The sequence below is a fragment of the Rhizobium sp. 01N48 genome (assembly GCF_056399145.1).
Map to the genome: position 1 here is coordinate 311,564 of NZ_JBFTQT010000004.1, position 22,493 is coordinate 334,056.

At 59.2% G+C, this 22,493-nt stretch carries 15 protein-coding genes; 7 read left to right on the forward strand and 8 right to left on the reverse strand.

The window, feature by feature from the left end; genetic code table 11:
• Window positions 1-3 precede the first annotated feature (3 nt).
• Window positions 4-912, reverse strand: coding sequence for a non-homologous end joining protein Ku (gene ku / locus AC1DOG_RS10740; RefSeq protein ID WP_477927912.1), 909 nt, complete (start codon window positions 910-912; stop codon window positions 4-6).
• 858 nt (window positions 913-1,770) lie between these two features.
• Here ku and AC1DOG_RS10745 point away from each other — a divergent pair.
• The 3 genes from AC1DOG_RS10745 to AC1DOG_RS10755 are packed head-to-tail and all read left to right on the forward strand — an operon-like array spanning window position 1,771 to window position 7,212.
• Window positions 1,771-2,523 (forward strand): ImuA family protein, encoded by a 753-nt coding sequence (locus tag AC1DOG_RS10745; protein WP_477927914.1) that lies wholly within the window; start codon window positions 1,771-1,773, stop codon window positions 2,521-2,523.
• Window positions 2,447-3,958, forward strand: coding sequence for a Y-family DNA polymerase (locus AC1DOG_RS10750; protein WP_477927916.1), 1,512 nt, complete (start codon window positions 2,447-2,449; stop codon window positions 3,956-3,958). The genes AC1DOG_RS10745 and AC1DOG_RS10750 overlap by 77 nt, the downstream gene beginning before the upstream one ends.
• The gene (locus AC1DOG_RS10755; protein WP_477927918.1) at window positions 3,955-7,212 is read left to right on the forward strand and encodes an error-prone DNA polymerase; all 3,258 of its coding nucleotides are present in this window, start codon (window positions 3,955-3,957) and stop codon (window positions 7,210-7,212) included. Before AC1DOG_RS10750 ends, AC1DOG_RS10755 begins: the two co-directional genes overlap by 4 nt.
• A 322-nt stretch (window positions 7,213-7,534) precedes the next feature.
• Here the strand turns inward: AC1DOG_RS10755 and AC1DOG_RS10760 are convergent, their stop codons facing one another.
• Entirely contained in the window at window positions 7,535-8,479 is a 945-nt protein-coding gene (locus tag AC1DOG_RS10760) for an alpha/beta hydrolase family protein (RefSeq protein WP_477927920.1), read from the reverse strand.
• A 91-nt stretch (window positions 8,480-8,570) separates the two neighbouring features.
• Between AC1DOG_RS10760 and AC1DOG_RS10765 the strand changes: the two genes are divergently transcribed.
• Complete coding sequence (locus AC1DOG_RS10765; RefSeq protein ID WP_477927922.1) at window positions 8,571-9,464, forward strand: helix-turn-helix transcriptional regulator; 894 nt, start codon at window positions 8,571-8,573, stop codon at window positions 9,462-9,464.
• Window positions 9,465-9,615: 151 nt separating this feature from the next.
• Here the strand turns inward: AC1DOG_RS10765 and AC1DOG_RS10770 are convergent, their stop codons facing one another.
• The 5 genes from AC1DOG_RS10770 to AC1DOG_RS10790 form a co-directional block, all read right to left on the reverse strand.
• Complete coding sequence (locus tag AC1DOG_RS10770) at window positions 9,616-10,638, reverse strand: hypothetical protein (RefSeq protein WP_477927924.1); 1,023 nt, start codon at window positions 10,636-10,638, stop codon at window positions 9,616-9,618.
• 146 nt (window positions 10,639-10,784) lie between these two features.
• Complete coding sequence (locus AC1DOG_RS10775) at window positions 10,785-11,417, reverse strand: tyrosine-type recombinase/integrase (RefSeq protein ID WP_477927925.1); 633 nt, start codon at window positions 11,415-11,417, stop codon at window positions 10,785-10,787.
• A gap of 302 nt (window positions 11,418-11,719) precedes the next feature.
• Entirely contained in the window at window positions 11,720-13,108 is a 1,389-nt protein-coding gene (locus tag AC1DOG_RS10780; protein WP_477927927.1) for a hypothetical protein, read from the reverse strand.
• A 739-nt stretch (window positions 13,109-13,847) separates the two neighbouring features.
• A complete protein-coding gene (locus AC1DOG_RS10785; RefSeq protein ID WP_477927929.1) occupies window positions 13,848-15,602 on the reverse strand; it encodes a hypothetical protein in 1,755 nt (584 codons plus the stop codon).
• Window positions 15,603-15,826: 224 nt separating this feature from the next.
• Window positions 15,827-16,378, reverse strand: coding sequence for a tyrosine-type recombinase/integrase (locus AC1DOG_RS10790; RefSeq protein ID WP_477928163.1), 552 nt, complete (start codon window positions 16,376-16,378; stop codon window positions 15,827-15,829).
• Between the two features lie 570 nt (window positions 16,379-16,948).
• On the opposite strand from AC1DOG_RS10790, the gene AC1DOG_RS10795 reads away from it, so the two are divergent.
• Genes AC1DOG_RS10795 through AC1DOG_RS10805 form a run of 3 tightly spaced genes read left to right on the forward strand, consistent with a single transcriptional unit; the run spans window position 16,949 to window position 21,095 of the window.
• A complete protein-coding gene (locus AC1DOG_RS10795; protein ID WP_477927931.1) occupies window positions 16,949-18,787 on the forward strand; it encodes an AAA family ATPase in 1,839 nt (612 codons plus the stop codon).
• Window positions 18,788-19,687, forward strand: coding sequence for a sensor histidine kinase (locus tag AC1DOG_RS10800; protein ID WP_477927933.1), 900 nt, complete (start codon window positions 18,788-18,790; stop codon window positions 19,685-19,687).
• Complete coding sequence (locus tag AC1DOG_RS10805; protein WP_477927935.1) at window positions 19,668-21,095, forward strand: response regulator; 1,428 nt, start codon at window positions 19,668-19,670, stop codon at window positions 21,093-21,095. The genes AC1DOG_RS10800 and AC1DOG_RS10805 overlap by 20 nt, the downstream gene beginning before the upstream one ends.
• 240 nt (window positions 21,096-21,335) lie before the next feature.
• On the opposite strand, the gene AC1DOG_RS10810 is transcribed toward AC1DOG_RS10805, so the two are convergent.
• Window positions 21,336-22,466, reverse strand: coding sequence for an SAVED domain-containing protein (locus AC1DOG_RS10810; RefSeq protein WP_477927937.1), 1,131 nt, complete (start codon window positions 22,464-22,466; stop codon window positions 21,336-21,338).
• Between the last annotated feature and the right edge of the window lie 27 nt (window positions 22,467-22,493).

The following is a 22,493-nucleotide window of genomic DNA, read 5'->3' on the forward strand; positions in this document are numbered from 1 at the left end:
TCCTCAGCTAGCTTTGCGCTGCGGTGCAGCCTTGGCGGCGGTAGACTTCGCTGTCGTCCCGCGCGCGGCGCGCTGCCTTCCGGTACCAGTGTTGGCATTGGCCGCGGTGCGTTTCGGTTTGTCCGCAGCCGCCTTCATCATGCCAGCACTTTCCCGTAGAGCAGCCAGCAGATCGTTGGGCTTCGAGACCTCCACCTTCTTCTGCTTCGGAAGCGACCTGCCTTCGAGCTTGGCCTTCACCAGATCGGCGAGCGCGGCTTCGTAACGGTCATCGAACGTTGCCGGATCGAACTCGCCCTTCTTGGTGCTGATGATGTGCTTGGCGAGATCGAGCATCTCCCCCTGGATCTTGATTTTGGGCATCTCCTCGAACGCCTTGGCGCTCGACCGAACCTCGTAGTCGTAATTCAGGGTGGTTGCGATCAGCCCCTTGCCCTGGGGGCGTATCAGGACAGTGCGCATCCTCCGGAACAGGACGGTGCGGGCGATGGCCGCCACATTCGACTTCTTCATGCCGTCGCGCAGGGCCGCGAAGGCGTCTCCGCCCATCTTGTCCGGTGTGAGATAGTAGGGCTTGTCGAAATAGACGTCGTCGACGTCGGAGCGGGGAATGAATGCCTCGATCTCGAGAGTCTTGTTGCTTTCGGGGATAGCGGCGGCCACTTCCTCGGGATCGATGATGATGTATTGCCCGTTCTCGATCTCGAAGCCCTTGGTCTGCGCCTCTTTCTCAACGCGCGCTTCAGTTTCGCTGTCCACGAAGACACGGTTGACGCGGTTGCCGGTGGCTGTGTTGATGGTGTTGAAGGTGATCCGGTCGGAGGTGGATGCGGCGGTGTACAGCGCCACCCCACAAGTGACTTCGCCGAACTTAATGAAGCCCTTCCACTGCGCACGTTGTCCTGAGGCCATGACGAATACTCCGAATCACTACTACCCGACTCAAAGACGTGTCAGGGTGATTCGTTCCGACTTGAAACGAATCATTTTTCAATGGCTTACGGAATCTCCCTCAGAGATTGATTTTGTCTTCTATATTGGTCACATTCCCCTTCAATTCAGGGCATGCCACTCTCAATGTGAACGGTTCATTCGGGCTCTCCGGAACGAGCCGGTTGTTCGTGTCCTCCGCACCCTGCGGATTGCGTCGAGCCGAAGGGTTCCCAACAAGCCCGTTTAGCATCGGTGAGAAGGCGGCCGTCGCTCTTATATTAAGTGCCATCTAATCGACCGGGCCAAGGCAAGGAAACCTGGTCTGGCACCTGTCCCCGTCCGGACCATTCATCCGCTCGCATCCCAGAGCCGCCTGCCGTCTGAGCCTCGCGAATGACAGGGACGCCCCATGAATCTTGACCAGCACCGCCCTGTCATAACTCCCCCCTCAGTCCGCAGGCCCGACACTCGACGTCGATGATCGCTACCTGGACATCCTTCAATTTCGGTCCAGGCGAGTTGTCCGCCGCTACTCGTCGTCTTCTCAATCGCTTCTCCTGCACTCGACGTAGGGTCTGACGGCGGCCCCCGTTGGATGGGAAATCCACCGACAAGCGGACGACGCGGATAAAAATATTTTCGATGCCGTCGGCCAGCTACACCCCAGCCTACCTTTCTGATTCGTCAGACTCTTTTCGATGTCGCTCATGTAGCAGGAATAGATTCCTCAATTTCGGGCATCTTGACGGCGCCGAGGATAGGGAACAGAAAGAGAACAATCAAGTTTTCCAGCGACATGATGTCGTCCTGTCCACCACGATTTCAAAGGATTCGTGAATGTCTTCGGCTGCGCGCGAGCTAGCCATCGCCGAATTGCGCGAACGCATCTCCGCTTTGGAGGTGCGCGTCGCGAAGCACAGTGCCTGCCTGCCGTTTGGCATGTCGAGTATCGATTCCGTTCTTCCCGGAGGCGGGCTTGCTTTCGGTGCTCTGCACGAAATCGCAGGCGGAGGATCAGGCACGGTTGACGGCGCTGCATCGGCGCTTTTCGCGGCGGGGATTGCCGCCCGGACGAAGGGCCCCGTCGTGTGGTGCATGACGCGACCCGACCTCTTTTTCCCGGCGCTCGCGCAGGCCGGCCTGCATCCGAAGCGGGTCGTCTTCGTCGAAGGCGACAAGGAGGAGGACGTTCTCGCCTCCATGGAGGAGGCGCTTGCCTACGGCGGCCTCGGCGCAGTCGTGGGAGAGCTGGTCCGCCTGCCGATGGTCGCATCGCGGCGTCTGCAGCTTGCGGCCGAAAAGACCGGGACGATGGGGATCGTGGTCCGGCGATGGCGAAGACAGACGGAAGCAAACGACTTCGGCCAGCCGACAGCGAGCACAACGAGATGGAGGGTGAGCGTGCTTCCGTCGGAAGAGCTGCCAGTTCCCGGCGTCGGCCGGGAACGTTGGTTTCTGGAACTGATGCGAGTGAAAGCGGGGGAGTGTGCCGAGTTTTGCGTAGGAGCATGTGATGAGCAGGGTCGTATCGATATTTCTTCCGGATCTGCCGACCGATCGGATTCGCCGCGACGATCCGTCCATTCCTGACGATCAGCCGATCGCAGTCATCGCAAAAAGCGGCTCGAAGCGCTGGGTCTCGTCTGCCGACGCCGCCGCGAAGAAGGTCGGCGTCCGGGTCGGTATGCCCGCCGCCAAAGCCCAAGCGCTCTTTCGCGGCTTGAAGCTCGTCGACGCCGATCCGGCCGCGGACGCCGACACCCTGGAGCGGATCGCGCTCTGGGCGCTCGAGTACTACTCGCCGATCGTCGCTGTCGACGGTACCGATGGGCTGGTTCTCGATACCGAGGGCGCCGATCACCTGCAAGGCGGCGAGCAGCCCATGGTGACGAAGATCTTCAACAGCTTCCACGCGAAGAAGCTGACGGCCCGTGTCGCCATCGCCGATACCTGGGGTGCCGCCCATGCCTGCGCGCGGGCGATCAGGCGGGAGACGGTGATCGTGCCGTCTGGCGAGACTTTCCGCGCCGTCGAGAAGTTGCCAATCTCGCTGCTGCGGCTGCCGGAAAAGACCGTCACCGAGCTGCGCGTGCTCGGGTTTCAGACGATCGGTGAATTGTCCGCGACACCGCGCGCCCCGCTCGCGCTGCGTTTCGGCCCTGAAGTCGGCCGCCGCCTCGATCAGATGCGTGGCTTGAAGCCGGAGCCGATCGATCCGATCCGAACGGCCGAGATCGTTGAGGTTTCCCGCAACTTTCAGGAGCCTATCGGAGCTGCCGAGACCATAGACAAGTATGTCGCCCGCCTCGTCGTCGAGCTCGTCGGCGAACTCGAGAAGCGGGGCCTCGGCGTCCGGCGAACGGATCTCATCGTCTACAAGGTCGACAACACGATGCAGGCGATCCGCGCGGGCACCGCCAAGCCGGCCAGAAACGTTCCCTGGCTGACGAAGCTGTTCAAGGATCGCACCGAGAAGATCGATCCCGGCTTCGGCATCGAGAAGTTGACGCTCGTCGCGGTGGCTTCGGAGCCGCTCGAAGAAGAGCAGCGGTCGTCTTCTCTCGTTGAAGACGAAACCACAGATATAACCCCGCTCATCGACATTTTCGGGAATCGCGGCCAGCGCGTGTTCCGCGCCGCTCCCGTCGCCTCGGATGTCCCCGAGCGGAGCGTACGGCGCATCTCGGCGGTCGCGGAGCAGACAGAGGCTTCATGGGTCGGTCACTGGCGGCGGCCTGTCAGGCTTCTTCCTCATCCCGAGGTGATCGAAGCGATTGCCCTGATGCCGGACCACCCTCCACGCAGCGTCACCTGGCGGGGCACCCGTCACAAAGTCGTCCGTGCAGACGGCCCCGAACGCATTTTCGGAGAATGGTGGCGACGCCCCGCCGAGCTGGAAGCGGTGCGCGACTACTTCATGATCGAGAACGAGCGCGGCGAACGGTTTTGGATCTTCCGAGCCGGCGATGGCGTCGATCTGGGGACGGGTTCGCACAAATGGTTCATGCACGGGCTGTTCGCATGAGGTACGCCGAGCTCCAGACAACCACCCACTTCAGCTTCCTGCGCGGTGCGAGCAGCGCAGACGATCTGTTCGCGACCGCGAAGGAGATGGGCGTCGAGGCGCTCGGAATCGTCGACCGCAACTCCCTTGCCGGCATCGTCCGGGCGCTGGAAGCGTCGCGGGCGACGGGCCTGCGTCTCGTCGTCGGCTGTCGGCTCGACCTGCAGGACGGAATGTCAATCCTCGTCTATCCCACCGATAAGGCAGCCTACTCACGCCTGACCCGGTTGATTACGCTCGGCAAGGGCAGGGGTGGCAAGAACAACTGCATCCTTCATTGGGACGACTTGCCGCTCTATGCAGAAGGCCTGATCGGCATTCTCGTCCCCGACATGCCTGACGACCTTTGCGCAGTTCACCTGCGACGGATGAAGGATACCTTCGGCGAGCGCGCATACATTTCCCTCTGTCTCCGGCGTCGTCCGAACGATCAGCTCCGCCTTCATGAACTGTCGAATATGGCGACGCGCCACAAGGTCAAGACGGTCGTCACCAACGACGTCCTCTTCCATGAGCCTTCCCGCCGCCAGCTTCAGGACGTCGTGACCTGCATTCGGGAAGGCACGACGATCGACGAGGTCGGCTTCGACCGCGAAAGGTTCGCCGACCGCTATTTGAAACCTCCGGAAGAGATGGAGCGCCTGTTCGGCCGCTATCCGGAAGCGCTTGCCAGGACAATGGAGATTGTCGACCGCTGCAAGTTCTCCCTCGAAGAGCTGACTTACGAGTATCCGGAGGAAGCCATCGTCGAAGGGATGACCGCCCAGCAGTCGCTCGAGCATTACGTTCGAGAATGCATTCCCGACCGATATCCCGAAGGCCTTCCGCAAAAGGTTTTGAAGGCGGTGCGGCACGAGCTCGACCTGATCAAGGAGATGGACTACGCGCCGTATTTCCTGACGGTGTTCTCGATCGTCCAGTTTGCCCGCTCGCAGGGGATTCTCTGCCAGGGGCGGGGATCGGCAGCCAACAGCGCCATCTGCTACATCCTCGGGATTACCTCGATCGATCCCGAGACGAACGACCTGCTGTTCGAACGCTTTGTCTCGAAGGAGCGTAACGAGCCGCCGGACATCGACGTCGACTTCGAAAACGCCCGGCGTGAAGAAGTCATCCAGTGGATTTACAAGACGTATGGTCGTGATCGCGCAGCACTCGTCTGCACCGTCACCCGCTACCGCGCAAAGGGTGCCATCGCCGATGTCGGCAAAGCCATGGGCCTACCCGAGGACGTCACGAAGGCCCTGTCCTCCGGGCTCTGGTCTTGGAGCGAGGAGATCACCGAGAAGAATGTCACGGACCTCAACCTAAATCCCGACGACTACAGGCTTGTCATGACGTTGCGCCTGGCCCGCGAGCTCATGGGCGCGCCGCGACACCTGGGCCAGCACGTCGGCGGCTTCGTGCTGACCCGGTCGCGGCTCGACGACCTCGTGCCGATCGAACCGGCGCGCATGGAGGATCGGCAGGTGATCGAGTGGGACAAGGACGACGTCGAGGCCCTCAAGATGATGAAGGTCGACGTGCTCGCGCTGGGCATGCTCACCTGCATGTCCAAAGCGTTCGACCTGATCCGCGAACACAAGGGTGAGGACCTCGATCTTGCCAAGGTCCGACAGGAGGATCCAGCAACTTATGCGATGATCCGTAAAGCCGACACATTAGGGACCTTCCAGGTCGAGTCACGAGCGCAGATGAGCATGTTGCCACGGCTCAAGCCGCGGACGTTTTACGATCTCGTCGTCCAGGTGGCGATCGTTCGGCCAGGCCCCATCCAAGGCGACATGGTCCATCCGTATCTTCGACGTCGTGAGGGCAAGGAAAACGTCGAATACCCGACGCCGGAGCTGGAAGCGGTCCTCGGCAAAACGCTTGGTGTACCGCTGTTTCAGGAGTCCGCAATGAAGGTCGCGATGGTCTGCGCGGGCTTCACGGGCGGGGAGGCGGATCAACTGCGTAAGAGCATGGCCACGTTCAAATTCACGGGCGGCGTCTCCCGGTTTCAGACCAAGTTGGTCGATGGGATGATTAACAACGGCTACACAAGGGAGTTCGCGGAGAAAACGTTCAAGCAACTCGAGGGCTTCGGATCCTATGGCTTCCCGGAAAGCCACTCGGCGTCGTTCGCCTTGATCGCTTACGCCTCTTGCTTCATCAAACGTCACTATCCGGATGCTTTTTGTGCGGCCTTGATCAACAGCCAGCCGATGGGCTTCTACGCCGTCGCCCAGATCGTCGGCGACGCTCAGAAGCACGGCGTCGAAATCCGGCCCGTGTCGGTCGTCCACTCCCGCTGGGACTGCACGCTCGAACCGATCCCAGGAACCGACCGTCACGCCGTCCGGCTGGGAATGCGCATGGTCTCAGGCCTTCCGAACCTCGATGCCGCACGGATCGTCGCCGCACGCATGGAACGCGCGTTCGAATCCATCGATGACGTTTGGAGACGATCCGAGGTCCCCGCCCAGGCTTTGAACGTGCTCGCAGAGGCCGATGCTTTCAAGCCTGCTTTCGGCCTCGAGCGGCGCGATGCCCTCTGGGCGATCAAAGCTCTCCGGGACGAACCCCTCCCATTGTTCGCCGCGGCGTCCGAGCGCGAACAGAAAGCCGTTGCGGAACAGCAGGAGCCGGAAGTCGCCCTACGCCAGATGACGGAAGGCCACAACGTGATCGAGGACTACGGCCACACTGGGCTGACGCTCCGCCAGCATCCGATGGCTTTCCTCCGGAAAGACTTGGAGGCCCGGCGGATCGTGACCTGCGCCGACGCGATGAATGCCCAGGACGGTCGCTTCATGATGATCGCCGGTCTCGTTCTCGTCAGGCAGAAGCCTGGCTCAGCGAAAGGCGTCATGTTCATCACGTTGGAAGACGAAACCGGTCCCGCCAACATCGTGGTCTGGCCGACTCTTTTCGAGAAGCAGCGCCGGATCGTCCTAGGGTCGGCAATGATGGGCATCCACGGAAAGGTGCAACGGGAAGGGGAGGTCGTCCATTTGATAGCGCGACAGCTATTCGATCTGTCCGGAGATCTGTCGGCGCTAGCTGACCGCGACCTTGATCTAAAAATTCCAACGGGCCGCGGCGACGAGTTCGCGCATGGCTCGCCCGGCAGCCCGGACTCTCGAGATAGAGCTGTGATCAAGCCCAGAGACATGTATGTTCGTGATCTTCATATCGACACGCTAAAGATCAAGTCGCGGAACTTTCAATAAAATGGCGGCTTTGCGCCGCCAATAGCGACGTTCGCGGTCAACAGCACACTGTCCGAATGGGGGCCGGGAGCAGACTATCCGGTGTTGGGGTGTAGCAGGGGAAGAGCCGACATTCGAGCATCATGCGCAACTGTCCGCGTTCAACCCATTGAAGTCATTCCGACTTGAGGCCCTGCCATTCCCCGCAGTGACATCGCGTGAGGCTGTTCTAGTGAACGGCGTCGCGGAGAGCCAACGAAGCGCAAGCAACGTCTAGCTCCCGCCTCGATGACACACCGATACTTGCCGAAAGCAATCAAGTTACGTGGTCTCAGCGATCCGGTTACTTCTCGACGACGGTTCCAAGGCTGCTCGCCGGACCCTTCAAAGCCGTACATGCCGAGGCCCAGGCATTGGCGTCATCGCGAAGGGCAGTTCTCAGCCAGGCCAGCGTCATGCGCTTCGTCGCCTCGAGCGCGTCCGGCGCCTCGACCTCGGTCTCCTTGGCGTCGAGCCCGGCGATGCCACCAAGGCCGTGGCCTACTCCGAAAAGGGTCAGAAGCGCATGTGCACCAACAGCGTCATGGTAGGCATCGGCGTGCCAATCCGGGCCACGGGGCGTAAAATGCGGATTGTCGTCTGCCCCGCAAACGACCAGACTCGGCGTCGTGAGGTGTGAGAAGTCGAGGTCGAAGAACGGAAAGCGTGCGGCGTTCTCTTCCGTCAGATCCTTTCCACCACGTCCGGGAGTGGTGAGAAGAATTCCGGCCTTGATGCGCGGATCGCGAAAAGTCTCTCCGTGCAGTTGCGCGCCCAGGAGCAGGCTCACGGTGTGGCCACCGAAAGAATGTCCTGCCGCCGCAATGCGGTCCTGGTCAAGCCGGCCTGAGACGGCCGGCGCACGCTCTTCTATCTCTGACAGCCGGTCGATGACTGTGCGTATCTCCGCGATGCGCTCGCGCCAGAAGAAGGGCGCTCCTTCGGCGTCTTCAGGAAGTCCACCGACGCGGGAGCTCGCATGGGTGGGCTGGATGACGGCAAAGCCGCGCTCCGCCCAGAACTGCGCCAAATGCGCGTAGCCGTCCTTCGACGGTACGTAGAATGACGGTCCGAATCCATGCGACAGAATGATGATGGGGAGGAGATCGCCTTCTGCGGGTGCCGTCAAACGCAGTTCCAGAGGCGGCCGTCCGTCCATGTCGAGGCGGATCGGCGAGTAGGCTATCGTGAGGGCTCCGTCGGGGGTCGGGATACGGCGTGCGGTGTCGATCAGATTGTTCGTCGTCATCTGTGGTCTCCTTGTGCAGCACCAGGAATGGACGACGAGAGCAGGATTATCTATATCTGAACGTCCGCACCTGTTTAGTGAAGGTCCAGAAGTGTCCGACCCACTCGCCGAGATCGTCTCGCTGCTCAAGCCCGTGCCATCGATCGCCAAGCTGGTTACGGCCGGCGGGGCATGGTCGGTCGAGCGTCGCGAACTTGGTAGTCCGTTCTATTGTGCGATTGTGGAAGGACGCTGCCTCCTGACCATCGCCGGCAGATCGCCGATCATCCTTCAGTCCGGGGATTTCGTTCTCGTGCCGCAAATCCACGCATTCGCCATGAGCAGCTTTCAACCGCCTCCGCCAGGCACGTTACCGCGGCGGTTGGAGACAGGTCCCGGCGTCTTCCGCCTCGGCGATCCGGACGCACCGGCCGACGTCACGGCAATGGTGGGTCACTGTTCCTTCCTGGCGAACGACAAGCAGTTGCTGAGCTCGCTGCTGCCGGACATCGTTCATGCCCGAGGCGAGCGGCGGCTCATGGATCTGGTCGGGATGATTCATGCCGAGATGGTCGGCGGACTTGCAGCGCGGGACATGATTCTCAGCCGGTTGCTGGAAGTTCTCTTCATCGACGCTCTGCGGAGTACAGGAGGGGCCGAGACATCTCCCGGACTGTTGCGTGGGCTTTCCGACATCCGCCTTGCTCCAGCGCTGCGACGCATTCATCAGGACCCGAGCACAGGCGTGTCCGTCGAGGAACTGGCAGAGACCTCCGCAATGTCGAGGTCGGCATTCTTCGACCGCTTCCGAAGGCAGGTGGGCGTCCCTCCGATGGAATACGTGACGGGCTGGCGCATGGCGCTTGCAAAAGACCTGTTGGTTCGGCAGGAGGCGCCGCTGGTCGAGATCGCAACACGGATCGGTTACGCCTCAGCCAGCGCGTTCAGCGTCGCATTCACACGGCATGTCGGCGTGACGCCGGGCGTTTTCGCCCGAACAGACTGACCTCGACAGCCTGCGTCACCGCCCATTTTGCGCTGATTCTGCCCTGCAATGTCCGCTTCGAAGGCGCACAGGCGATACAAGACCGCTGTGGAGGCATGTCCGCTTTCAGGGACCCGAGGTGATGACCTCGACGTCTGAATTAGGGCGCTTATCAGACTTCGCGTTCTTCAGCGCTGACGGAACCTTGGCCAAGACTCGGTAATACCGGGCCATTAGGCCTGCAATTCACCGTCACAGCAGTTACACCGTGGCGACGAAGCCTAGCTTCGTGCTCGCCAAACGACTTGATTTTTGCCACATAGGCGCTGGCCTCAGCACGTGGCAGGCCATCCGCGCGGATGGGACAATATCCTGCCACCACTATGCCCGGCGGGACGACAACGGCCGTTCTCTCAGCACTAGCTGCAAGTTCTCGCCACGCATCCATGGCAGGCCCTTTTTTACCCCATAGTTCCGCAAGTCCAAGCTGAAGTTCGGCAGCTTGGACATAAGCGTTCCGCACCTGTGACATGCGCAAGGGTCGGCTCATCCAACGTTGATAACGGCGAAGTTGCCAGAGCACCCGCGGGCCCTCGCAATAGCGGTTGTCCGGCCATTCCTTATAGGATGCCCTGGCTCGCAATTCATTATTCACTGCGCACTTCGCCTCCCAGAAGGCTATCTCGCCGCCTTGAGCGACCACCATATCCATGCGCGGGGCGGTTCGATCCTCGCCAAATGAATCCTGATCTGCAGGCAAGCCCATCTCGAGATCGATTGCGCCAGGCGTGACCGCAACTAAATCGTCGACGAAGCGCTTTTCGTCCCCGGCATATGTCTCCGCTGTGCGGATCCAGCTATCAATCAGGTCGGAGCCAGCCATGTTCAATTCGCGAGCATCAACGATCTCGTAAGTCGGACCGCCAGCAATGGTTTGGGCGCTGCCATTCTCAATTGCCGTTTTGTATTTCGTATGTAGCCTGAGGCGAGGCGATCCTTCGATCAGCCTTATCTCCCCGACCGACTGACCTTTAACATAGAGGTTTAGATAGCCATTTCGGACTGCGAGGCGCAGCCCGTACGCGCCACCGTCCTCCCCTGGTAGAACCCATCGCTCAAGGAGGTTGGCAATCCCGCGATTTTCTCGATGAGCAGATAGGAGCCTGACGTCGAAAGCACGTTTGAAGTGATCCATGGTATCGCTTGTAAACACTATGGCCGCTTGCGGGAAGCGTTCTGGCCTAACGGAACAACCGCAAAAGAGGGCGCAAAGTAGATTGAATCCATCTGAAGGATCTCCGGGGAAAGTAGCGGCCCCACGACGTGCGGGGCCGTCCCCTTTCAGATCTCAGTCCGCTCGGCCAGTTCTAGTGCGTCCTCAATGTCGACACCGAGATATCTGACTGTGTTCTCGATCTTGGTATGGCCAAGCAGGATCTGGATCGCTCGAAGGTTGCCGGTGGCCTTGTAAATCATCGCAGCCTTCGTTCGCCGCAGGGAATGCGTACCGTAATCCTCCCGACGAAGCCCGATCGCCGTCACCCACTCATCGACCAGCCGGGCGTATTGCCGAGTGCTGAGATGATCAGCGTGGTCGACGCGACTGGGAAAGGCATAGTCATCGACAGTTCCTCCCCTTCGTTGAAGCCAGGCAAGCAGACTAGCTCTGACCTCGGTCGTAATTTCAAACTGCACGGGTCGTCCAGTCTTCTGCTGGACGACCATGGCCCGAGTTCGAATATCGTGGCCCGTGACGAGTGTCCCGATTTTCAGTTTTACCAGATCGCAGCCGCGGAGCTTGCTGTCGATGGCGAGATCGAAAAGCGCCCGATCTCGCATCCTTCCTTCACGGTCGAGGAAGAAGCGGACTGCCCAGATTTGACGCTGCTTCAGCGGCTTCTTGACGCCAACTTGTCTACCCGCGTTCCAAGCCGGTCGACCAAGTGCGTTAGGATCATATTGTGAGATACCCATTTCAGTTCTCCTATGGCCACCATTGGCCACCGGGAGAACGCACACCTTCGGGTTAGATGACGGGGCCGAATACGGTCTGTCTCCTCCCAGGTGCGCGATGAAGCAGAGCGGAAGCAGGCGGGCGGCGACAAGGCCACTGGGGATCGCCTCAACGACCGTCCCGGCCGACCGAATTGGGTGGCTTCGCTGACGGTCAACGGTTGGCGGTCGCTAAACGACGAGTCTTGGCTATCTCTATGTCGCTGCCCCGATCGAGTTCGAGGACGAGGAGGACAACTCGTCAGCATCGGATGCGACCCGGCCTAAAGGAAGGCGTGAGCGGTCACTTCTCCTACACTTGTCGCGCCGAGCCAGTCGCTTTCGAATAGCTTCCTCACGAGGTCTGCATCGCGCGGTAGTACGACCGCTACGAGTAGCTGTAGGCCGGCACGTTCGTGGGCAAAAGCCTTCAGCACACAGGTTAGCCCTTCGCTGTCCAGCCGTGCGGCGAACGAGCTGTCCACGATGACCAGCCAGGGGAGCCGCCGCTTATCCACGGCACAAAGTCGGATAACCAACGCCAGGACAATACGTACTTGTTCGGAATGACTGAGGTTGGCAGGTGGCAGGTAGAAGTCTCGTCCGGGAAGCGCGATCTCAATGTCCCGCAGCCCTGTCCGCCTGAAGCGGCAGGGGTAGAAAGTGGTCGCGAAGAACTCATCCTTCAGCGCATTCCAGATGAAGTCTTCTTCAACCCGGAACTGCGAAGCAACCGACAGGAGGGCAGCGTTGAATGTCGCGCCAGCACCCCCGAAAAACGTCTCGTGCATAAAAAGGGCAGGGAACCGACCTGCAGGCCATGCCGGGACGACAGCATCATTGACGGTGATAAGGAGTTGCCGAGACTCTCCCGTTCGCGATGAAGGAACGGCTGTGGGATCACTGTTTTCCTCTTCCGGGACGGAAGGAGCGTCGAAGCGAAGCGACGTCTCGGCAAGCCTTACCGTGGTCAAAACGTCTGCCTCGGCAGAGCCCGCCTCAACGAATGCCTCGCCGGCACCGGAGCCGAGGTGGAACCGCTCCAGGAACTCCGCAAGAAACGGGGCACCAGCAAAGGCGGCAATTGCCTGACATATGGTCGTCTTCCCCTTGCCATTGTCAGCAAGCAGCACCGTAATGCGACCGAGCTTCAGCTCGGCCTCCTCTCGGAACGGCCCGATGTTGGCGAGGCGCAGATGGGTGACGCCGTCCCTGATGTGAGAGGGCCCGTTGGACAGGCGACGATAGACCCAGTCCTCATGCTGGTCTTTGATCCGCTTCAGTTCCTCCACGGTATAGCGGCTGGTATTGTCGTCGATGTCCTTTCCGTGGATCTGGCAGGTCCAGATGCCGTTGCTCACGTCAGCGCGGTGCTCGGAGCTCAAATCCTTGTCGTATCGGGGCCCCTTCTTACTTGCGGCTGTGATGTGCGCGCCGATCCCGACATTCGTCAGGCCTGACTTGCGGTCGTCCGAGGGGCCAACGGTCAGTCGCTTGCAGCCCGGCATCGAGCACATGTAGCCCGCCCGGCCCGCCAACATCTTTAGGGTGTCCGAAGAGAAGTCGTCACGATTGTCATCGTTGTCTTTGGTCATGGCGGCACAATTGGACGTTATCGAGTCTTTGGCAATAGGCGCACCGCCAGCGCCACTGCCGGCGGCAATCACCGACAAGCAACAGGGACGCCGGGCCGGGGCGGAGCTTCACGCCCTTGGGTAACCCAGACAATACTATGCCCGGAGTTGGTATCAGCGCAGAAGTGCGGGACGAAGGCCAGATGATTGAGTTCGCTTCGTCACCTAACATTCGGATCCGAACTTGTGCAGCGGTCGCGGCGACGTCCGTCGCGATGCAAAGGTTAGTGCCGGGTGCTTTAAATCAGACGTCGGAATGATCAATGGGTAAACGGCTACGGCCGATGAACGAGGCTTTGACCGCGCGCTTCCACACACGAAAGCGACCACCAAACACTCGGAGCAATTGATCGCTCGATAGGTCCGCTTTCGGGATTTCTCCCAACGGCGCTGAACGACGTGAATGCGGGCGCAGAACGGAAATGATCGCCGCCGTGAACTACCGGCGGCCACTGAGGGGCCGTAAGCGGACCGGCGGCTTTCGGAATCGACTCCCAATAAGCCGACGTCTGCGCCCCCTCCCGCCTACGCCCCAGGTGGAGATTTGCTGACCGACTGCTTTGGCGGCGGAGTAATCCATCCATTTGAAACCAATAAGTTACTCATCCGAATTAGCCGCCTCCTGATGACGAGGGCGGCGGCGCGGGAGCTAGGCAGCCGATCATAGGCCCGAATTTGCGCGCATCCAAAAGCAATGAGAAGCCGCCATTAGCGAGCACGATTCAATTCAATCTGTAATATAGCCGCCCCTGTCTTGTCACAGAGAGCCTGCACTAACCTAGGCGAGCTTCGATAGAAACTGGGGCTGCTGCTCGTCGCCTGCAGCTTTTAGCTGTTCCGCCCAGTTTTCCGGAAAATGCCTGAGGGTATGGATCTCCGTGCGGACGATGTCGTTGAGCGGCAGCTTGTCGAAGAATGACATGGGAGGCAGACAGTCAGTCTCCGCTTCTCTGGCATAGGCAAGTTGTTTATCGCCTACCGGCCAGAAGTCATTCCGGTATTTGCTTACCCAGAAGATTTTCTCAAGCTGCTCGACGCTCGCGGCGACTAGACCCGGCTTGCCCGCGCATTGCCTGAATAGGTACCGAAACGTAGAAAAATCGCAAGCTGGAACGAAGTCGCCGCCGTCGAGAGAGGGATTGACATGATCTCGCCAGAGCAAGGCCATACGGTAAACCTTAGACGGCTTTGGCGGCACGCCCTTGCCGACTATGTCCTTTAGCGACCACTGTCCGGATGACAGCGCATCCCTTGCAGCATTGAGCTGTTGTACTGCTTTCCCGAAATTAACGCGATCGTCGGTAAAGTTCGAGGCTTGGAACTCCGTCCGAAACCGATCGAAGACCGTCTTGATCTCGCAAATGAGCAGCTCGCCGCTTTCGTGGTCGTAGATGCCCAAGTCGATATCGCCGATCCCATTCTTCTTGCGCCGGGTGACGACAGTTACATTTTCAAACTTCGGGAGCTGGCCAGCAAGATAGTCCGCCGCGCGCGCCAGATCACTGCCGAAGGTGGTACTCCAGATATCACCTCGCTTGCCTTGAACCAGCGCTATGAAGACCAACTCAGGCAGCATCGCGTGATAAACGAACGGCCATGAACGATACAACGAGCCGATTTTAAGGAAAGGGGTGGCCGACCCTATACGCCGCGCCGTTTCCGGATCAGACGCGAACAAGTCCATTAGGCGATTGTACTCGTCGCGTTCGATCGGATCACGCTCGAATTCTTCGATGAAGGATTGAAGCACTTCGAAGACACGATCGCCATCGAGCCAACGATAATCCATCGCGGGAAGAAGAGTTGTGAACGCGAGGAAGGTCAGCAAGGATGAATCGGTGACATTGATTGCCGCCAGCATGCGCCGCCATGTATCGGGCATGCCTTTTCGCAGAACATCGATCTCGCGCATGTCGAGCAGTAGTGTCAACTTCGCGCGAAGCGCGATTTCAGTGCTCTCGCCGTCGTCACCATCGACCGCCCCGTTAATGATCTGGCGCTCATCTTCGCTATGTTCGAGATAGAGAGCCTTCGTTCGAAGAAGCGTAAGCGCGCTCCGGCGGCGGGAGTCCGCTATCGAGGAGCGATAGCGTTCACCAACAAGCGATACGACGCGCATGCCGCTCTCCACACTGACGCGCTCATTCAGCGCTAAGATGCGGCCATACTGGACAACCAGATAACGCTCTACTGTTGGATCTTCGTTTTGAACTACTGCGATGTAGAGTGGGACCTGTGCTTCAGGCGCATCGGGCACAAGCTCGACGAACGTGTCCGCCAGCATCCTGAAGAGTACGGAAAAATCGGCAAATCCCCACGGGACAACATGGTCGACCGTATCATTAGCGCGCCGCTCTATTACGTGTGCCGCCATCGGGATCGCGTAGCCCGGTTGAGGCAGGGCGGCTCGTGCCTCAATGAGCAACTCATACTGCTCGATTTCGAACTGCCTTAAGCCCGCGACAAATCCCTGGGCCGTCTCGTCCAGAACTCTCGTCGCTTTTCGTGGTTCTCTTCTAGTGGCTTTGGACACCCTTGCTCTCCCGGCCAATGCTTCAGAGACCACAGAGTTCTATTCGGGATAGGCAAACTAATTCTAAAGATTTTGTTGAATGCACGCTACTTAAAGGAAGGGCGGTTTTCGGCAACAGGCAGAGTAGGTTTGAACGGCTCCGATGAAGGCGCAAAGCAGATTGAATCCTTGCGAAGGCTCTCCGGGGAGAGGAGCGGCCACGCAACGTGCGGGGCCGTCCGCATTCAGATTTCAGTCCGCTCGGCTAGTTCTAGTGCGTCCTCAATATCGACGCCGAGGTATCTGACTGTGTTCTCGATTCTGGTATGGCCAAGCAGGATCTGGATCGCTCGAAGGTTGCCGGTGGCCTTGTAAATCATCGCAGCCTTCGTTCGCCGAAGGGAATGCGTACCATAATCCTCCCGACGAAGCCCGATCGCCGTCACCCACTCATCGACCAGTCGGGCATATTGCCGAGTGCTGAGATGATCAGCGTGGTCTACTCGACTGGGAAAGGCATAGTCATCGACTGTTCCTCCCCTTCGTTGAAGCCAGGCAAGCAGACTAGCTCTGACCTCAGTCGTAATTTCGAACTGCACGGGTCGTCCAGTCTTCTGCTGGACGACCATCGCCCGAGTTCGAATGTCGTGGCCGGTGACGAGTGTCCCGATTTTCAGCTTTACCAAATCGCAGCCGCGGAGCTTGCTGTCGATGGCAAGATCGAAAAGCGCCCGATCTCGCATCCTTCCTTCACGGTCGAGGAAAAAGCGAACTGCCCAGACCTGGCGCTGCTTCAGAGGCTTCTTGACACCAACTTGTTTACCCGCGTTCCAAGCCGGTCAACCCAGCGCGCTAGGATCAAATTGTGAGATACCCATTTCATTTCTCCTATGGCCACCATTGGCTGGAGGGAGAACGCGTACCTTCTAGTTCTATGACGGGGCCGATGGCCGACTGGCCGCTTTTGCTTGACTGAATGCTATAAGAGCACTCTTGCTCATCTGGGCGCCGAGGTGGGGAAGGCCCACAGCCGTTCTCGCAAAACCGTTAGTGCGGCCCCCGGATCAAGATGCTCGTCCATGTGAGCCTCTGGCGTCCAGAGCAGCGGCTCCCGCTGCCCGGAACGGCAAGGATTTTGACAACGGCGCCGGTCAACGTTCAAATTCTGCTCCGGGTCGCATTTCGCCCCACGAGTTGCGGCTCTTGCCGGCCGATTGGTTTGTCCACATTTTTTTGAGGCGGTGTTGGACTTGGCAGGGTAAAGGTTGATCAAAGCTGGAGTTCAGCGCGGATTCGGTGGAGCAACAACGGGATTTTCCCGGCATAAAAACTGCTCACGCAGCGAGCCATACGGAGGAATGCAAAGCGTGCATATTGAACGCCTACAGATTGAGGGGGGATTTCTAGACGGCTTCGACGTCAAGTTTGCCGATGGCCTCAACGTGCTGATCGGCGCACGCGGGACCGGCAAAACGTCGGTCATCGAGCTGATCCGATTCGCACTTGCCGCGCGCAATCACACCCCCGAGGCCGGCGAGCGGTCGGCGGAACATGCGGAAGCCGTCCTCGACGACGGCTCCGTTACGATCGAAATGAGCGATTTGATCGATTCGGTCACGGTGATACGCTCCGTAGGCGAAGATGAGCCACAAGCCAGCGGAAATTATGAGAAGCCGCTGGTGTTCTCACAAACCGAGATTGAAAATCTGGGTCTCAGCGAGAGCGGCAGGTTGCGCTTGCTCGATGGCTTTGTCACCGGCGGAGCAAAACTCGCGTCAGATGAGGCGGCCGCAGTTGCTGCCATTCGTTCGGTGTTCAAGGAAATTGCGACGGCAGAGGCGGATCGCGCTAACCTGGCGAGCGGACTCGAAAGCCTTCCAGCCCTTGCTGAGCGGATCAAGGCGCTTGAGCAGGAGGAGATGCTACATCGTGCTTCGTCGGCTGACTTGGCGGGAAAGCAGAAGCAACTCGCTGCAGTCAATGAGACGATATCAGCCTCAGCCGTTCGAGAAGGCGTGCTCGAACGTTTCGCAGAATCGGCGCAAGGATGGGTCAGTGCGCTCACGAGCTTGGTCGAAGACGATTTTGGCGTCGAGGAGTGGGACCCCCTGGAGGGCGATGATCCACTTGCCGATGTTAGGCCAGCATACGCAACGTTGGTATCGGATGCCAAAGCCCTCAGCCAGCGGTTCGACATGCTTGCCGCCAAGGCGGCCAGCGACCGAGAGAAACTAATAAGGGCGCGGATCGGTGCCGAAGGCCAGGCGCGCAGCGTGCGTGCCGAGGTGGAACAGTCTGTAGCCGGTGCCGGAACTGTATCGCGCCAGCTTTCGCAGGCACGGACTGAGGTCGCGCAGCTCATGTCCCGGCGCAAGATTGTCGAAGAACGCGATCATCGATTGTCGCAATTGAGGCGACGGCGAGACGAGCGGATCAAGGCGCTCGACACCATCCGCTCGGAGCGCTTTGCCCGTCGGGAGGCCGTCGCCAAATTGCTTAGCAAATCTCTCGCTCCACAGATCCGGGTGACCGTCGAGCGATACGGCCAATATGCCGAATATGCGAAAGCGCTGAGCGAAACGCTGCGGGGCAGTGGCATGCGATATACCGATCTCGTTAGTGCATTAACGCAAAGTGTCAGCCCCCAAGAACTGGTACGCTTTATCGACTCGAATGATTTTGTCAGCTTGGCGGATATTGCCTCGATCCCGAAAGATCGCGCCGCTCGGTTGCTCGGCCATCTGCGCGACAATAATGCGGCCGACATCGTCGTAGCCACTATCGAGGATAATGTCCGCATGTCGCTGCTCGACGGCGTCGATTATAAGGACGTGGAAAACCTATCGGCAGGACAGCGCTGCACCGTAATCCTTTCAGTTGTGCTGCAGCACACATCGCGCACGCTGATCATCGACCAGCCAGAAGATCATCTCGACAACGCATATATTGCGACGACGGTGATCAAGGCGATCCGCAACCGCAGGGCCCATGGGCAACTCATTATTTCAACCCACAATGCTAATATCCCGGTTCTGGGTGGCGCTGACCTCGTTATTGAAATGACCTCGGACGGCCGTAACGGCTACGTCCAGGTCTGCGAGAAGCTCACCAACCCGAAGGCGGTCGACGCAATTACCAATGTCATGGAGGGAGGACGTGAGGCCTTTGCAAACCGCGCGGCATTTTACGACGAGCACGAGCATTGAATGTCGCGCGATGAAGCCCTTGCCGCGCTGACGTCTCTCGAGGCCGACGAACGCCTAAAGGCCGCTCGATACTTTGCGATGCACGCTGTTAGCGGCGACCGCCGCAAGCTCCGCGCGGCACTCAATCGAGAAACTGTGCCGTGGATCAAACGAGCGCTCGAACGATCCTTGAACCGGGTCGGACCGACGGCCGAGGCGGCGCCGCGCCTCGGCGTTTACGCCGACCCGCCGGAACGGCTCCTCGCTCAATATCGTGCCGCGGCCATTGATGAAGTGGCGAGTACGATCATCCACGAACTTGCCACCATCGTAGGCCGGTTGCGAATCAAAGCACCCCAGGAGGTGGCAGAATACACTGGGAGTAGCACCAAAACCTTAGTTGACTCTCTCGCCAGCCTGCTGGCTGGGATCCGCAACCTCAAGACCGCCGTCACGCAGCCGGACTATGTTGAGACTGACTTGTCCGCGGCGTGTCGCGAGACATGCGCGGTTTTCGAGGAGGTGGCCGAAATATTCCGCTTCGCAGGACCCTCGCCCTTCCTCGTAGAGATCGATCCCGGCCTGTTCACACTCGCGCTGTCGAACGTTGTTCGAAATGCGGTCGAGGCGCTGAGCGTTGCCAACACCGAAGGAGAGGCAACGATTACTCTCAATTGGGGCCGCGCAGGCCATGAGGTTTGGGTAGTCGTCATCGACAGTGGCCCTGGCTTCGATCGCGATCCCGTGTCGTTGGTCGACTTCGGCAAGAGCACCAAGGAAGAACATATCGGCTTCGGCCTGGCGACCGCCAAACAGGCGATGCAGGCCATGGAAGGTGATGTCTATCCGTCGAACGCTGCCGAAGGCGGCGCGCGCGTTGAGCTAAGGTGGTTTGGTACCCATGAAAATCCTGTTCGTTGAAGATAACGATGGCTTCGCTGGAGACCTCCAGCCCGTCCTTTGCGGCATCCCCGGCGTCGGAGAAGTGCTTCGTGTTGCCGACAAGGAGAGCGCGACCGCCGCGCTTCGCGATGAGCTGATCGATCTCGTCATACTCGACCTGTCGATCCCTCCGAGCAAAATTGCAACGGCACACGATCCTGAGCATGGCCAAGCCCTCTTTCATGAGGCGCGTGAGTTTCGCCCTGGCACACCGATATTTATTCTGACCGGCGCCGAAGTGCAGAAATTCAGCCGGGGTTTGGCCAAGTTTGGCAATCAGGTGAAACTCTGGGGGGACAATACTGACATAGAGACGGTCAGTTTTTTCCTTAAGGAGGAGGTCGATGAGCTGCTCGGGCGGGTTCAAGCGCTCGCTGCCATTTTCAGCAAAATGAGTGCGGTTGCAATAAACACGCGGGGCAGAAATCTTGGTCTGTCACCCGTGCAGGATCAAATGCTCAAGAGCTTTGCCCACATGGCCGATGGCGTTGCTTGCGACGTGAGCCTGCTGAGCGGTGGTCTTTCCGAGGCAAAGGTCGTCAAGGCGTCTGCGATGGACAAAAGCCGCAAACCTCAGGTGCTATGCGCCGGGAAACTTGGCCCCAGCAGCGTCATTCGTGCGGAACAGGAGGCATATGAAAAGCATGCACGCAAGCTCGGCATAGGCGCGTGTCCGCCGCTCTATTGCGCGATCGATGTCGGCGTCGGCTTGAATGGCGCCATCTTTTACACATTGACCGACGACGACACGGCCTCGCTCTTTGAGCGCCTTGCCACCGATCCGGCGATCGGCCCCACGGTAGTCGGCCGGGTCCGGACCGGCTTGCAGCGTTGGACGGAGGCCGCAACGGCCGACATCGTCACAGTGGGTGACGTTCGACGCCGGCTGATCGACAACGATGACGCGGCGATCATCGAAGCAAAGTATAACATCGGCCCATTGCGCGCAATCGAAGCGCGGTCGGTACAGGTATCGAAGAGTTGCATTCACGGCGATCTCCATTGCGGCAATGTGCTCGTAAAGAGCGACGGCGATGCAGTGCTGATCGACTTTGGAGATGCAGGTCCAGGCTTTACCTCGCTCGACCCGATAGCCCTGGAACTCAGCCTGATCTTTCACCCAGACGCAGCCAAGCTAGGGTTGCGTGACGGACTAATGGAAAATCTTGAGGCCTGGCCGGACGTCGATCGGTTCGTACTTGATGACCGGCTCAAGCCAATGATCTCGGCCTGCCGTGAATGGGCACATGATGTCGGTGGCGGTGATCACTCCGTATTGGCTTCGGCTTATGCCTATGCACTTCGCCAGTTGAAATATGAAACCGTCGATCCAGCAATTACGATCGGTTTCCTAGCGAAACTCTCAGAACGGATTGCTTCCGCGTAACGTACTAAGCGACCCGCACCGTTCCACGCTGCACTGGAAAGTTAAAGCGAAGCGTGAACGATGATCCGCCTGCCAGGTCTGAGCACTCAAATCGGCCACATTGCCATACTCCAGCGGTACGATACGGGCACACAAGCGGACGGCAGCTAATGAGAAGTGATCTCGCGCGGCCGAATGGCAAAGATGAAGGCGCGAAGCTGCCAATCTGCTGAGGTCTCCAGATCAACCTTTCCCTGCGTCCTAGCCGATTGAGATCGTTGGGACGAAAGCCTGGGCGGTTCGGTTCTGGTCGTATATTTTCATCCCGAGGTCTGCTTTGGGCATCCAGACACGCCCGGTTTCTATCGCCGCAGACGCCGGGACCGCTGGGAACACGTGGACCAGGACACCTTCCCCATGATGGGTTTTGATTCTGTTGAAGAGGTCGCGCAGCAATTTCTTATAGGCTGCAAGGTCGTCCTTCCTGCGCATGATGTCGTTTCCGGGTTGCTCACACGTGATCGACCATATGGCGGTCTCTTCCCCCAACACCGACAAAATCCTGTCGTCATTCACCGTGGCACTCAAGGCCAATTTCAGCGCGACCGGCACGTCCTTCCTGCCGCCGTATTCGCTGACCTGGTAAGAAATACGAGGTTGGTCAGGCAACCATTTCCATGTGTCTGGTTCCCGGTGCTTCTGATGAACAGAAACGGGCACGACGTCGCCTAGGAGCGTACCGAGGCGGATCAATAGTGGCTGCGGTGCCAGAGCGAAAACGCTGAGTTGACGGATCTCCCGCTGTTCGATGCGCTCCTTGATCTTTCGCGCGAAGAGCCGCTCCAAGTTTTCGTTCTGCTCGGTCCAGTAGGTTTCTTCGTGATCCTTCCGTTCCGATCCGATCAATTCGATGTCAATCGTGCGGCCTTCTGCTGGGTGGTGATCGGGGGGCATCGCGCTGAAGATTGCACGCGTTGTAACCAGAGAGTCGCGCTGACCAATCGTGGCGGCGAACCTCACGACATGCGAGACGCGGTCGACATCCATGTCGGTGACAATCTCGATCCGGTCCTCGTGCTCCGCCTTCATGGCCAGAAGGACATCCTCGGGATAGTCAGCCAGATAATCCACGTCGATCGCCTTGTGGTGTATGGGACACATAAGCATCAGGTTGTCGATGTCCTGAGCAAGTTGGAGAGATCGCACCGTATCTCCCCGAGGGCCGCCGGCCTCGTCAGCGACTATGTGAGCGATGTAGCCGAACTTGCCTGTACGTTTACCCGAGATGAGATCGCCGATTAGGAGCTTGTTACATCCACGGAATTGACACCGCCCAGCCGCCTTCGCCCACAGGGCACTTGCGACTTTTGCTGGAATTGCTGTTTTTGACATGTCGCCCACTTATCGCCGCGCCGAACG

Bases quoted from the DNA above. Each gene is read 5' to 3' on its own strand.
- AC1DOG_RS10800 (WP_477927933.1), top strand. From the start codon at position 18,788: ATGTCGCGCGATGAAGCCCTTGCCGCGCTGACGTCTCTCGAGGCCGAC.
- AC1DOG_RS10745 (WP_477927914.1), top strand. From the start codon at position 1,771: ATGTCTTCGGCTGCGCGCGAGCTAGCCATCGCCGAATTGCGCGAACGC.
- AC1DOG_RS10775 (WP_477927925.1), bottom strand. From the start codon at position 11,417: ATGGGTATCTCACAATATGATCCTAACGCACTTGGTCGACCGGCTTGG.
- AC1DOG_RS10760 (WP_477927920.1), bottom strand. From the start codon at position 8,479: ATGACGACGAACAATCTGATCGACACCGCACGCCGTATCCCGACCCCC.
- ku (WP_477927912.1), bottom strand. From the start codon at position 912: ATGGCCTCAGGACAACGTGCGCAGTGGAAGGGCTTCATTAAGTTCGGC.
- AC1DOG_RS10810 (WP_477927937.1), bottom strand. From the start codon at position 22,466: ATGTCAAAAACAGCAATTCCAGCAAAAGTCGCAAGTGCCCTGTGGGCG.
- AC1DOG_RS10755 (WP_477927918.1), top strand. From the start codon at position 3,955: ATGAGGTACGCCGAGCTCCAGACAACCACCCACTTCAGCTTCCTGCGC.
- AC1DOG_RS10770 (WP_477927924.1), bottom strand. From the start codon at position 10,638: ATGGATCACTTCAAACGTGCTTTCGACGTCAGGCTCCTATCTGCTCAT.
- AC1DOG_RS10805 (WP_477927935.1), top strand. From the start codon at position 19,668: ATGAAAATCCTGTTCGTTGAAGATAACGATGGCTTCGCTGGAGACCTC.
- AC1DOG_RS10750 (WP_477927916.1), top strand. From the start codon at position 2,447: ATGAGCAGGGTCGTATCGATATTTCTTCCGGATCTGCCGACCGATCGG.